The organism is Nocardioides sp. NPDC059952 (assembly GCF_042730435.1).
GTDB lineage: Bacteria > Actinomycetota > Actinomycetes > Propionibacteriales > Nocardioidaceae > Nocardioides.
Window position 1 is genome coordinate 70,369 of record NZ_JBHWLY010000008.1, and the last position, 13,215, is coordinate 83,583.

The window sequence follows — 13,215 nt, forward strand, 5'->3', positions numbered from 1 at the left end:
ATATAGCGCTCTTGTTTCGCTATGAGAAACATCCCTGCAACCTGATCACGCCGGACGCCCCCATCCGGGGGCAGGAAGAAGAGACGCCATGGCAGACAACAGAGTCGTCGTCTACAAGGGGCCGGGCGAGGTGGCCGTCGAGTCCATCGAGTACCCGAAGCTGGAGCTCCCCCAGGACGTTGTCAGCGGCCTGGGCATCAAGCGCGCCGCGCCGCACGCGGTGATCCTCAAGCTCGTGACCACCAACATCTGCGGCAGCGACCAGCACATGGTCCGTGGCCGGACGACCGCACCCGTGGGTCAGACGCTCGGCCACGAGATCACCGGCGAGATCGTCGAGATCGGCGACGACGTCCTCTTCCACGAGGTCGGAGACATCTGCTCGGTCCCGTTCAACATCGCCTGTGGCCGTTGCCGCATGTGCAACGAGGGCAAGACCGGCATCTGCCTCAACGTGAACCCGGCGCGGGCCGGCGCGGCGTACGGCTACGTCGACATGGGCGGCTGGGTCGGTGGCCAGGCGGAGTACGTCATGGTGCCGTTCGCCGACTTCAACCTGCTGAAGTTCCCCGACCGGGACCAGGCGCTGGAGAAGATCCTCGACCTGACGATGCTCTCCGACATCTTCCCGACCGGCTACCACGGCGCCTACACCGCGGGTGTCACCACGGGGTCGACCGTCTACGTGGCGGGTGCCGGCCCGGTCGGGCTCGCCGCGGCGTACTCGGCCCAGCTGCTCGGGGCCGCGACCGTCATCGTCGGCGACATGAACGCGGACCGGCTCAAGCAGGCCGCGAGCTTCGGCTGCGAGACCGCGGACCTGTCCTCCGGCGACGCGCTGGCCGACATCATCGCGGACATCCTCGGCGAGCCGGAGGTGGATGCGGCGATCGACGCGGTCGGGTTCGAGGCCCGCGGCCACGGCCGCGACGCCGCCGAGCAGCCCGCGACCGTCCTCAACGACATCATGGACGTCGCGCGTGCGGGCGCCTCCCTCGGCATCCCCGGCCTGTACGTCACCGGCGACCCGGGCGCCGTCGACGACGCCGCCAAGCAGGGGCAGATCGGCGTACGGCTCGGCCTCGGCTGGGCCAAGTCGCACACCTTCGTGACCGGTCAGTGCCCGGTCAAGCAGTACAACCGCCAGCTGATGAACCTGATCCTCGCCGACAAGGCCCACATCGCCGACGCCGTCAACGCCAAGGCCATCAGCCTCGACGAGGCTCCGGAGAGCTACGCCGCGTTCGACAAGGGCGCGGCGACCAAGTACGTCATCGACCCGCACGGCATGGTGCGCTGAGCCGCCACCCGCTGGTCGAGCCGGAGTCGTGAGGAACGAGCGACTCCGTGTCGAGACCAACACAGTCGACTCGAGCGCGAAGGGGACTGTGTTGGTCTCGGCACGCTTCCGCCTAGCGGCTCCAGCGGCTCGACCAGCGGTGGCTCGACCAGCGGTGGCCCGACCAGCGGTGGCCCGACCAGCGGTGGCCCGACCAGCGGTGGCCCGACCAGCGGGCAGCGCAGTCAGAGACCCAGCAGGCGGCGTGCCTCTCCCACGGTGACGACGGAGCCGGTGACCAGCACCCGGGCCTCCTCGGAGAGAGCCGCGGCCGTGCTGGTCGCCTCGACGAGAGCGTCGGAGAGGTCGTCGATCTCCACGACCCGATCCGTGCCCAGGACCCGGCGCGCCACAGCGGCGGTGTCGTGGGCCGAGAGCGATCTCGGGCTGCTGTTCCTGGTGCAGATCATCGTGGTCACCACGGGCTCGAGCGCGGCGAGCATGCCGGCGAGGTCCTTGTCGCCCATCGCGGCGAGCACGGCGACGGTCGGTCGCGGGCCGAGGTCGGAGAGGCCGGCCGCCAGGGCCCGGGCGCCGTCGGGGTTGTGGGCGGCGTCGAGGATCACGGCGGGGGTTCCGGGCAGCACCTCCAGCCGTCCCGGCGACCGGGCCGAACCCAGCGCCCGACGCAGCGCATCGAGGGGGATCACGTCCCCCAGGAGGGCTTCGACGCTCGCGATGGCGAGCAGGGCGTTGTGCGCCTGATGGCGCCCGTGCAGGGACAGCGGGACCTCGGAGTAGTGACCCGCGAGGCCGTTCACCGAGATGATCTGGCCCGCGCCGGACGCTCGCCGGCCGCTCAGCCCGAAGTCGCGCCCCTCGACCATGAGCCTGGCGAGATGCGCGTCGGCGTGCGCCCGCAGGAGCTGCTCCACCTCGGGGGTCTGCCTGGCCGTCACGGCCAGCGCTCCGGGCTTGATGATCCCGGCCTTCTCCGCGGCGATGTCGAGCCTGGTCGGGCCCAGATGGTCGACGTGGTCGAGGCCGACGGGGAGGATCGCGGCGACGGGGGCGTCGATGACGTTGGTCGCATCCCACATGCCGCCCATGCCGACCTCCACCGCCGCGACGTCGATCGCCGCGGTCGAGAACGCCTGATAGGCCATCGCGACGGTCATCTCGAAGAACGACAGCGGCGTGGGACTCTCGCGGTCCACTGCCTCGGCGGCCGATGCGACTTCCCGGTAGGCCCGGACGAAGCCGTCGGGCGAGATGGGCCGGCCGCCGATGCTGATCCGCTCCCGGATGTCGGCGAGATGCGGACTGGTGAACCTGCCGACCCTCGAGCCCAGCTCGAGCAGGATCGCCTCCACCATCCGAGCGGTGCTCGTCTTGCCGTTGGTGCCGGTGATGTGGATCGACCGGTAGCCGTGCTGCGGCCGGCCGAGCGCATCCGTCACCGCCCGGATGCGCTCGAGGGACGGGGCGATCCTGGTCTCGGGCCAGCGGGCGAGGAGCCGCTGCTCCACCTCGGTGACGTCGAGGTCGAGGTCGGTGGTCGTCACTGTGGGTCTCCGCCCAGTCGGGTCAGCAGGTCGCGGCGCCAGGCCTCGGTCTCGGCGACCTGGTTGAAGGTGAACAGATGCAGGCCGGACACCGCGGCCTCCGGCCCGTCCAGCTCCCGGGCCGCCCGGGTGAGGAACCGCTCCGGCGAGAACCCGCCGGGCGCGGCGATGCGCGCGAACACGCCCTTGTTCTTGGCGAGGAACCTCGTCGACTCCCCCACCCCGATCTTGGTCGCCATGGTGAGGAGCTTGGCGCGCTCGACCGGGCCGGGCAGCCCGACGAGGATCGGGGTCGTGACGCCTCGGGCGCGCACGCGGCGTACCCAGTCGGTGAGGGCGCCGGGGTCGAAGGTGAGGTTGCTGACGATCTCGGTCGCGTGGTGGCGCTTGTCCCACATCGCCTGGACCAGGCGGTCGTGGATGATCGTCGGATGGTCCTCCGGATAGCCGGCGACGCCGACGTGGCGGAACGGGTCGCCGAGGTCGACGAGCGCCTCGAGCAGCTCCAGCGCGCCGGGGAACTCACCCGGTCGCTCCGCGTCGCCGGCGGGTACGAAGACCTTCTCGATACCGGCCGCCGTCAGCCGGCCGGTGATCTCGGCGAGCTCGGCCCGGCTCGAGACCATCCGCGCAGCGAGGTGGGGCACGACGTCGTACCCGTGCCCGGCGAGCCGGACCGACAGGTCAACGGTCGCCTCCAGGCCCTTGGCCGGGGAGGCGGTCACGGTGACGGTCCGGCCGGCGGGGAGGGAGGTGGTGACGACCTCCTCGATCTTCGCGGTGGGCAGGACCTCGTAGCGAGCCTCGAGCAGGAGGCGGCGTACGACCGCGGCGTCCGAGCGACGGCTCATCGCTTCGCTGCCCGGGCCCCGACCAGATCCGCTGCCACCCTCGGTCCACGCAGCCGTGCTGCCACCCGGGAGGCAGCCGCGGCACCGGAGACCGAGTGGACGCGTACTCCCCAGGCGCCTTCCGCCGCGGCGATGGCCGCGACGGCGTCCGATGCCTCGTCCCGGTCGGCCGGGACGTCCGGTTCACGCCGTCCGTACGCCGCCGCCTCGGCGAGGAACCGCTTGCGGGAAGCTCCGACGAGGAGAGGGAGTCCGAGAGCTCGCAGCGTCGGGAGCGCCGAGAGCAGCTCCCAGGACTGGGCGGCGGTCTTCGCGAACCCCAGGCCGGGGTCGAGGATGATGCGCTCGGGGCGTACGCCTGCGTCGAGTGCGGAGTCGACCCGGTCACGCAGCTCGGCGCAGACGTCGTCGACCACCGAGTCGTAGAAGCAGAAGTCGTCCATCCGGGTGGAGTGCGCCCGCCAGTGCATGAGTACGCAAGTGACGTCCGCCTCGGCGAGGAACGGCAGCATCCCGGGGTCGGCGAGGCCGCCGGAGACGTCGTTGACGATGACGGCACCGGCCTCGACGGCGCGCCGGGCGACCGAGGCGCGCATGGTGTCGACCGAGACCGGGAAGCCGCCCCGGGCCAGCGCCTCGACCACCGGGACCACGCGGGCGAGCTCGTCGGCCTCGCTGACCCGGCGGGCGCCGGGTCGGGTGGACTCGCCGCCGACGTCGAGGAGGTCGGCGCCGTCACGCATGAGCTCGAACCCCCGGCGTACCGCGGCGTCGACCTCGAGGAACCTGCCCCCGTCGGAGAAGGAGTCGGGGGTGACGTTGATGATGCCCATCACCTGACAGCGCGGAGCGGCGTCGGTCGAGAGCTGCGTGGCGGTCATGGCAGCGCCTCGGCGATCTCGACGATGTTGGTCAGCAGCATGGCGCGGGTCATCGGCCCGACGCCACCGGTGGCGCCGGTCATCTTCCCGGCGACGACGTCCACGTTCGGGTCGACGTCGCCGAGGATGCCCTCGATGGTGCGGGTGATGCCGACGGAGAGGACGGTGGCCCCCGGGCTGACCCAGTCGGGCTTGACCAGGTGGGCGACGCCCGCGGCAGCGACGATGACGTCCGAGGCCCGGGCATGGGCGGCGACGTCACGGGTCTCGATGTTGCACAGCGTGACGGTGGCGTGCTCGGAGGGTCGGGTGAGCATGAGGCCGAGGGGCCTGCCGACGGTCAGGCCGCAGCCGATGATGCAGAACCGCTGGCCGGTGATCGGCACGTCGTGCTGCCGCAGCAGCTCGATGATCCCGCGCGGCGTGCACGGCAGCGGCGCCGGGGTGCCGAGCACGAGCTTGCCGAGGTTCGTGGGGTGGAGACCGTCGGCGTCCTTGTCCGGGTCGATGAGCTCCAGGACCCGGTGGGTGTCGACATGGGGCGGCAGCGGCAGCTGGACGATGAAGCCGGTGCAGGCCGGGTCGTCGTTGAGCTGCCGCACCGCGGCCTCGATCTCGGCCTGCGAGGCACTGGCGGGGAGCTCGATCCGGAGCGAGGCGATGCCGACCTCCGCACAGTCGCGGTGCTTGCCCGCGACGTAGGAGCGGGAGCCGGGGTCGTCGCCGACGAGGATCGTGCCGAGACCGGGGTCGATCCCGGCCTCGTGCAGTGCCTTCACCCGCACGGCGAGCCCGGCCTTCAGATCAGCGGCGACGCGCTTTCCGTCGATCCTTGCTGCGGTGGTGGTCATCCACTTCTCCTTCTCGCGGGACCGTCAGCACTCGATGACGTTGACGGCGAGGCCTCCGCGGGAGGTCTCCTTGTACTTGATCTTCATGTCCGCCCCGGTCTCACGCATCGTCTTGATCGCGGCGTCGAGGGAGACCCGGTGGCTGCCGTCGCCCCGGGCGGCGATGCGGGCGGCGTTGATGGCCTTGTTGCTGGCGATGGCGTTGCGCTCGATGCAGGGGATCTGGACGAGCCCGCCGACGGGGTCGCAGGTGAGCCCGAGGTTGTGCTCGATCCCGATCTCGGCCGCATTCTCGACCTGCTCCGGGGTACCGCCCAGCACCTCGCACAGGGCGCCGGCGGCCATCGCGCAGGCCGAGCCGACCTCGCCCTGGCAGCCGACCTCGGCACCGGAGATCGACGCGTTGATCTTGAACAGGATCCCGATCGCCGCGGCGGCGAGCAGGAACCTCACGATCCCGTCCTCGTCGGCGCTGGGCACGAACTTCTCGTAGTAGTGGAGCACGGCCGGGACGATGCCCGCGGCGCCGTTGGTCGGGGCGGTCACGATCCGGCCACCCGAGGCGTTCTCCTCGTTGACGGCCAGCGCGAAGAGGTTGACCCAGTCCATCGCCCGGAGCGGGTCGGTCTCGTCCGTGGAGGCGTGCAGATGGGCGTACAGGCCGGGGGCTCGGCGAGGGACCTTCAGCCCGCCGGGGAGCGTGGGCTCGACGCGGGTGCACCCGTTGTGCACGCACTCCTGCATGACCGACCAGATGTGCAGCAGCTCGGTGCGTACCTCCTCCTCCGTACGCCACGCCAGCTCGTTGGCCATCATGACGTCGCTGATCCCCTTGCCCGACTCGGCGCAGACCGCGAGCATCTCCGCGCCGGTGGTGAACGGGTACGGGATCGGGGTCGCGTCCTCGACGATCCGGTCGGCGCCGGCGGCGGCCTCGTCCACGACGAAGCCGCCGCCGACCGAGTAGTAGGTGCTCTCCTGGAGCACCTCCCCCGTGGCACCGAAGGCCCGGAAGACCATGCCGTTCGGGTGGGCGGGGAGGGTGCGGGTGCGATGCATGACGACGTCGTCGGCGTCGAGCTCGATGTCTCGGGCACCGGCGAGCCTCAGCCGCCGGGTGGCTCGGACCTCGGCCACCCGAGCGTCGGCGTTGTCGGTGTCGACCGTCTCGGGTCGGTTGCCCTCGAGACCGAGGATGACCGCCTTGTCGGAGCCGTGCCCGTGGCCGGTGGCACCGAGGGAACCGAACAGCTCCACCTCGACCCGGGCGACGGCGTCCAGCAGCGAACCCGCCTTGAGAGCGTCGGTGAACTGCACCGCCGCCCGCATCGGGCCGACCGTATGAGAGGACGACGGCCCGATGCCGACGGAGAACATGTCGAACACGCTCAGTGCCATCAGCCGGATCCCAGCAGCTTGAACTCGGCCATGGCGTCGATCAGCCAGCGACCCAGGTAGTCGGCGAACGAGGCCCGCGGCAGGATCCGGTAGGAGTCGGTGCCGAGCTTCCACAGCAGCACCGGGACACGACCGATGTTGGTGGCGACCGCCGTGCCGGTGCCGAAGGCCCTCGGGTGCAGGTCGAGCGGGCAGCCCTTCTCGAGGACCGCCTGCGCTGAGGGGCCTTCGAGCCGGAGGGTGGTGCGGTTGGCCGAGAGGTCGACGACCGCGGCAGCGCCCTCGGAGACGCCCGCGCGCAGGTAGGAGACCAGGGTGGAGCCGGCCACGCTCTGCGAGATGACCAGGTACTCGTCGGGCGAGAGCCACAGCACGACCACGTCGTGGCCGGCGGCGACCTCACCGCATCGGGCGGGGAGCTCGGCGCCGAGGATCTGGGCCAGGCGGTCCCGGTCGGTCGAGCCGACCGGCACCCGCAGGCCCACCATGGTGAGGAACTGCTCCTCGCGCACCCGGACCCCGAAGGCTCCGGTGACACCGGCGACGAGGAAGTCGCCGTGCAGGTGCTGGGCCGGGCTGACGCGCAGATCCGAGGTCTTCTTGTCGATCGGTTCGATCATGGTCTCAACCATCGCGGCGGTTTCCTTCCGGGTCGTAGAGGACGGTTTCGGCAACGACGACGTCGACCAGTCGGTCTCCGACCGGCGCGACGAGGGTCTGGCCGATGCGGTTGCGACCGTCCTTGATGAGTGCCAGCGCGAACGAGCGTCCGAGCGCGGCGCTGTGGTAGCTCGAGGTCACGTGCCCGAGCATCGGGACCGGTCCGTCGGCAGGGGTGATCGGCGTACCTGCCTCGACCAGCTGGGTGCCCTCGGGCAGCCGGAACGACTTGTCGACGGGCAGCACCGAGACGAGGTGCTTGCGGTCGGTGCGGGAGGTGTCGGCCCGCTGGTAGGACCGCTTGCCGACGAAGTCCTTCGCCTTGGAGACGATCCACTCCATGCCCGCGTCCTGGGGCGTGACGGTCCCGTCGGTGTCCTGACCGACGATCGGGTAGCCCTTCTCGGCGCGGAGCACGTGCATGGTCTCGGTGCCGTACGGGGTGATGGCCCAGTCCTGGCCGGCGGCGTGGATCTCCTCCCACACCTGCTGACCGAACCAGGTCTCGACGTTGACCTCGAAGGCGAGCTCTCCGGAGAAGGAGATCCGGCACACCCGCGCCGGGATCCCCGAGGCGAGCGTCGTCTCGCGGAACGTCATGAACGGGAAGGCGTCGTTGCTGACGTCGAGCTCCGGAGCGATCCTCGCGATCACCTCGCGGGACTTCGGGCCGACGACGGCGACGGTGGCCCACTGCTCGGTGACCGAGGTGAAGCTGACGTCCAGGGTCGGCCACTCGGTCTGGTGCCACTCCTCGAGCCAGTCGAGGACCTTGGCGGCGCCGCCGGTGGTCGTCGTCATGAAGTAGCGGCCCTCGTCGATACGGAGCGTGACCCCGTCGTCGAACATCATCCCGTCGGGCGTGCACATGACGCCGTAGCGGGCGGATCCGGGGGCGAGCTTCTTGAAGGCGTTGGTGTAGATCCGGTTGAGGAACTCACCGGCCTCGCTCCCCCACACCTCGATCTTGCCCAGGGTGGTCGCGTCCATCATGCCGACGGACTCGCGGACCGCGGCGCACTCCCGGAGCACCGCCTCGTCCAGCGACTCGCCGTCCTGCGGGTAGTACCAGGGCCGCAGCCACTGGCCCACGATCTCCATCTCGGCACCCTGCGCGACGTGCCAGGGGTGGATCGAGGTCAGCCGGGCGGGGTCGAACAGGTCGCCCCGCTCGCGACCGGCGAGCGCGACGAACGGGATCGGAGCGTACGGCGCCCGGTACGTCGTCGTGCCGATCTCACCGGGGCTGCGCCCGTCGTTGAGGGCAGCCGCGATGACCCCGATGGCGTTGACCCCTGAGGTCTTGCCCTGGTCGTTGGCGGTGCTGATGGAGGTGTAGCGCTTGATGTGCTCGACGCTGCGCATCCCTGCGCCGGTCGCCCGGAGCACGTCGTGCACGGTCTGGTCGCGCTGGAAGTCGACGAAGTGGTCGACCAGGTCGTCCAGCGGGACACCGTCGTCGGCGGCGAGCCACAGCGCGCGGGTCGTACCGTCACCGGTCGCTGCCGGGAGCGGCCCGGCCGGGGCCTCGCTGACGAAGCCCGTGGCGAGCAGCGCCGTCGCCGCGGCATGCCGTCCTTCGGCGAGGCACGCGTCGAGGGTGTAGCTGCCGCGGGCCGATCCCACGATCTGCTGGCCGGCGACCTCGCCGTCGGGAACGAACCCGGCCAGGTCCTCGTCCCAGCGGACCTTGCCCTGCCGCTGGCTGTGCAGGTGGACGACCGGGCTCCAGCCACCGGCGACGGCGACGACGTCGCAGGCGATCTCTCGCCGCTCGCCGACCGCGGCACCACCGGCGTCGATGGCGGACACCGTCGCGGAGGTGACCCGCGGCTCGCCTGCGGTGTCGAGGACGGCTGCGCCGAGGACGACCTCGATGCCGGCCTCCTCGGCACGACGGGCGGCATCGGACCGCTCGGGGCGGGCGTCGACGACGGCCGCCACGGTGACTCCGGCGGCGGCCAGGTCGGCGGCGACCTCGTAGGCGCTGTCGTTCGTGGTGGCGAGCAGGACGTCGGAGCCCGCGGCCACGCCGTAGCGGTTCAGGTAGGTGCGGACGGCGGAGGCCAGCATCACGCCGGGGCGGTCGTTGTTGCCGAACACCAGGGGGCGCTCATGAGCACCGGTGGCGACGATGACCTGCTGAGCGCGGATGTGCCACAGGCGCTGTCGTGACAGACCGGCGAGCGCGGCCTTGGCAGACGCGTCGAGGTGGTCCAGCCGGCTCTCGAGGGCGATCACGTAGTTGGCGTCGTAGCTGCCGAAGGCGTTGGTCCGGGTGAGGACGGTGACCTCGGGGGCTGCCGCGAGCTCCGCGGTGACCTCACCCAGCCAGGTGTCACTGTCGGTGCCCTCGACGCCGAGGCCGCGGGCGGAGAGGAGCGATCCACCGAGCTCGGGCTGGTCGTCGACGAGGATCACCCGAGCGCCGGAGGCCGCGGCGGTGCGCGCCGCGGCGAGCCCCGTGGGGCCGGCGCCGATGACGAGGACGTCGGTGTGGACGTACTTCTTGTCATAGATCGCGGTGTCATTGCCCGGGTCGAGATCGCCGAGGCCGCTGAGGTAGTCGGCCCGGAGACCGTCGACGAGCTCGACGGTCGTGGCCGGAAGCATCGACTCGTCGACCGAGTCGCCGGGACGCCGCACCTTGACCAGCGCGTTGGACTCCTCGAGCCCGGCGGCGAGTACGCCACGGGGCCGCTGCCGATAGAGCGAGGGACCGCACTCGAGCACGCCGTTGGCGATCAGCGCCGAGGCGAGGGTGTCACCGGCGTGGCCGGCGTACTCCTGGCCGTCGACGCTGAAGGCGAGACGGGTCGATCGGTCGATGCGGCCGCCGTCCGTGAGGCGGTGGGACGTCGTGTTCACTGCGAGTCTCCATCCAGGGTGGGGCGTGGCTCGCCGTTCCGGTAGACGGCGGCGATGCGGTAGGTGACGGTGTCGCGAAGGACGTTGAACCACTTGCGGCAGCCGGAGCTGTGGACCCAGCGCTCGGCGAAGATGCCCTTGGTGTTCTCGCGGTAGAAGAGGTAGCGGCCCCACGCCTCGTCGCTGAGGGCGCTCGGGTCCTCCGGGTAGGGGACGTGGGCCTGACCGCCGTAGTGGAACTCGGTCTCGTCGCGGGCGCCGCAGTCGGGGCAGCTGATGAGGATCATCGTCGGCTCCTTTCAGTGGGCCACGGCGGCGGCGCCGTGCTCGTCGATGAGGGCACCGGTGCTGAATCGCTCGAGAGCGAACGGTGCGTTGTACTCGTGGGGCTCGTCGTGGGCGATCGTGTGCGCCAGCGTCCAGCCGGCACCCGGGGTGCCCTTGAAGCCGCCGGTCCCCCAGCCACAGTTCACGTAGAGCTGGTCGATCGGCGTCTTGCTCACCACCGGGGAGGCGTCCGGCGTGACATCGACGATGCCGCCCCAGGTCCGCAGCAGATGCGCACGGGCGAAGATCGGGAACAGCTCGACGGCCGCCGCCATCTGCTCCTCGATCACATGGAACCCGCCGCGCTGGCCGTAGCCGTTGTAGGCATCGACACCCGCGCCCATGACCAGCTCGCCCTTGTGGGCCTGGGAGACGTAGACGTGGACGTGGTTCGACATCACCACGGTGGGGTGGACCGGCTGGTGGAGCTCGGAGACGAGCGCCTGGAGCGGGTGCGACTGGATCGGCAGGTCGAACCCCGCCATCTCGGCCAGGACGCTGGAGTGCCCCGCCGCGCAGAGCGCGACCTTGCCGGCCGCGATCGTGCCGCGGCTGGTCCGTACGCCGACCACCCGGTTGCCGTCCTTGACGAAGCCGGTCACCTCGCAGTCCTGGATCAGGTCGACACCGAGCTCGTCGGCCTTGCGCGCGAACGCCCAGGCGACGTGGTCGTGCTTGGCGATGCCCGCGCGCGGCTGGTAGGTCGCGCCGAGGACCGGGTAGCGGATGTTGTCGCTGGTGTTGATGATCGGGCAGACCTCCTTCACCTGGTCCGCGTCGAGCCACTCCGCGTCGATCCCGTTGAGGCGGTTGGCCTCGCAGCGGCGCACCGAGTCGCGTACGTCCTGCAGCGTGTGAGCCAGGTTGAGCACGCCGCGCTGGCTGAAGAGGAAGTCGTAGTCGAGCTCGTCGGGGAGCACCTCCCACTGCTTGAGGGAGTGCTCGTAGATCGCCGCGGACTCGTCCCACAGGTAGTTGGACCGGATGATCGTCGTGTTCCGCGCCATGTTGCCGCCGGCGAGCCAGCCACGCTCGAGCACGGCGACGTTCGTGATGCCGTGGTTCTTCGCGAGGTAGTAGGCCGTGGCCAGGCCGTGCCCGCCGCCACCGATGATGACGACGTCGTAGGAGGACTTCGGCTCCGGGTTGCGCCAGAGGAAGTCGGGGTGCTCGGGCAGCAGGTCTGCCATCACTCGGCTCCGTTCGACTCGAGGAGGTGGGGGTAGAGCGGGTGCTTCTCGGCGAGGTTGGTGACCCGGGCGCGCAGCGCGTCGGCCGTCTCGTCGGTGAAGTCGTCCTTCAGCGCGGCCGCGATGATGTCGGCCACCTCGCCGAAGTCGGTGTCGCCGAACCCGCGGGTGGCGAGCGCGGGCGTGCCGATCCGCAGGCCGGAGGAGACCATCGGCGGGCGCGGGTCGAACGGGACCGCGTTGCGGTTCACGGTGATGCCGATGCGGTGGAGGCGGTCCTCGCCGTCCTGGCCGTTGAGCTCGGAGTCGCGCAGGTCGACCAGCACGAGATGGACGTCCGTGCCGCCGCTGACCACCGAGACTCCCGCGGCCGCGACGTCGTCGGCGAGCAGCCGCTCGGCGATGAGGCGGGCACCCCGCAGCGTACGCTCCTGGCGCTCGCGGAACTCCGGCTCCGCGGCGAGCTTGAAGGCGACCGCCTTGCCTGCGATGACGTGCTCGAGCGGTCCACCCTGCTGACCGGGGAAGACCGCGGAGTTGATCTTCTTGGCGATCGCCGCGTCGTTGGTGAGGATGACGCCGCCGCGCGGACCACCGAGGGTCTTGTGGGTCGTCGAGGTGACGACGTCGGCGAAGGGCACCGGGCTCGGGTGCAGGCCGGTCGCGACCAGGCCGGCGAAGTGGGCCATGTCGACCATGAGGCGGGCGCCGACCAGATCGGCGATCCGGCGGAACTCCGCGAAGTCGAGCTGGCGGGGGTAGGCGGACCAGCCGGCGACGATCAGCTTGGGCCGGTGCTCGAGGGCGAGGCGCTCGACCTCGGCCATGTCGATCAGGAAGTCCTCGCGGCTCACCTCGTAGGGAACGACCTGGTAGAGGCGGCCGGAGAAGTTGATCTTCATCCCGTGGGTGAGGTGGCCACCGTGGGCCAGCGAGAGGCCGAGGATGGTGTCGCCGGGCTCGAGGAGGGCGAACATCGCGGCGGCGTTCGCCTGGGCGCCCGAGTGCGGCTGCACGTTGGCGTACTCGGCGGAGAAGAGCGCCTTGAGGCGGTCGATCGCGAGCTGCTCGATGACGTCGACGTGCTCGCAGCCGCCGTAGTAGCGGCGGCCGGGGTAGCCCTCGGCGTACTTGTTGGTGAGAACCGATCCCTGAGCCTCCATGACGGCGGCGGGAGCGAAGTTCTCCGAGGCGATCATCTCCAGCGTCGTCTGCTGGCGGCTCAGCTCGGCATCGATCTGCGCACGGACCTCGGGATCGAGGTCCGCGAGCGAGGCGGTCAGGACGTCAACCACGATGAACTCCCAAACTCTTGAAGTACGATTGATATATCAGTTCCTGAGGA

Annotated in this window: 11 protein-coding genes; 1 reads left to right on the forward strand and 10 read right to left on the reverse strand. The window is 70.7% G+C overall.

What is annotated here, in order from left to right; all coding sequences use genetic code 11:
- Positions 1–88 precede the first annotated feature (88 nt).
- Entirely contained in the window at positions 89–1,300 is a 1,212-nt protein-coding gene (gene fdhA / locus ACFV9G_RS05850) for a formaldehyde dehydrogenase, glutathione-independent (protein WP_378725733.1), read from the forward strand.
- Between the two features lie 224 nt (positions 1,301–1,524).
- Here the strand turns inward: fdhA and ACFV9G_RS05855 are convergent, their stop codons facing one another.
- Genes ACFV9G_RS05855 through glyA form a run of 10 tightly spaced genes read right to left on the reverse strand, consistent with a single transcriptional unit; the run spans position 1,525 to position 13,165 of the window.
- Positions 1,525–2,844 carry a bifunctional folylpolyglutamate synthase/dihydrofolate synthase gene (locus ACFV9G_RS05855; protein WP_378725735.1) on the reverse strand — a complete coding sequence of 440 codons (1,320 nt, stop codon included), beginning with the start codon at positions 2,842–2,844 and terminating at the stop codon, positions 1,525–1,527.
- Positions 2,841–3,695 (reverse strand): methylenetetrahydrofolate reductase, encoded by an 855-nt coding sequence (locus ACFV9G_RS05860; protein WP_378725737.1) that lies wholly within the window; start codon positions 3,693–3,695, stop codon positions 2,841–2,843. The genes ACFV9G_RS05855 and ACFV9G_RS05860 overlap by 4 nt, the downstream gene beginning before the upstream one ends.
- Positions 3,692–4,576, reverse strand: a complete 885-nt coding sequence (gene folP, locus ACFV9G_RS05865) for a dihydropteroate synthase (RefSeq protein ID WP_378725739.1) — start codon at positions 4,574–4,576, stop codon at positions 3,692–3,694. The genes ACFV9G_RS05860 and folP overlap by 4 nt, the downstream gene beginning before the upstream one ends.
- A complete protein-coding gene (locus ACFV9G_RS05870) occupies positions 4,573–5,427 on the reverse strand; it encodes a bifunctional methylenetetrahydrofolate dehydrogenase/methenyltetrahydrofolate cyclohydrolase (protein WP_378725741.1) in 855 nt (284 codons plus the stop codon). Before ACFV9G_RS05870 ends, folP begins: the two co-directional genes overlap by 4 nt.
- A gap of 24 nt (positions 5,428–5,451) precedes the next feature.
- Entirely contained in the window at positions 5,452–6,825 is a 1,374-nt protein-coding gene (locus ACFV9G_RS05875) for an L-serine ammonia-lyase (RefSeq protein ID WP_378725744.1), read from the reverse strand.
- Entirely contained in the window at positions 6,825–7,445 is a 621-nt protein-coding gene (locus ACFV9G_RS05880; RefSeq protein ID WP_378725746.1) for a sarcosine oxidase subunit gamma, read from the reverse strand. Before ACFV9G_RS05880 ends, ACFV9G_RS05875 begins: the two co-directional genes overlap by 1 nt.
- A 4-nt stretch (positions 7,446–7,449) precedes the next feature.
- A complete protein-coding gene (locus ACFV9G_RS05885; RefSeq protein ID WP_378725748.1) occupies positions 7,450–10,353 on the reverse strand; it encodes a 2Fe-2S iron-sulfur cluster-binding protein in 2,904 nt (967 codons plus the stop codon).
- Positions 10,350–10,640 (reverse strand): sarcosine oxidase subunit delta, encoded by a 291-nt coding sequence (locus ACFV9G_RS05890; RefSeq protein WP_378725750.1) that lies wholly within the window; start codon positions 10,638–10,640, stop codon positions 10,350–10,352. The genes ACFV9G_RS05885 and ACFV9G_RS05890 overlap by 4 nt, the downstream gene beginning before the upstream one ends.
- Positions 10,641–10,652: 12 nt before the next feature.
- Positions 10,653–11,870, reverse strand: a complete 1,218-nt coding sequence (locus tag ACFV9G_RS05895; protein WP_378725752.1) for a sarcosine oxidase subunit beta family protein — start codon at positions 11,868–11,870, stop codon at positions 10,653–10,655.
- Positions 11,870–13,165: a serine hydroxymethyltransferase gene (gene glyA / locus ACFV9G_RS05900; RefSeq protein ID WP_378725756.1), complete on the reverse strand. Its 1,296-nt coding sequence runs from the start codon at positions 13,163–13,165 to the stop codon at positions 11,870–11,872. The genes ACFV9G_RS05895 and glyA overlap by 1 nt, the downstream gene beginning before the upstream one ends.
- Positions 13,166–13,215: the final 50 nt, after the last annotated feature.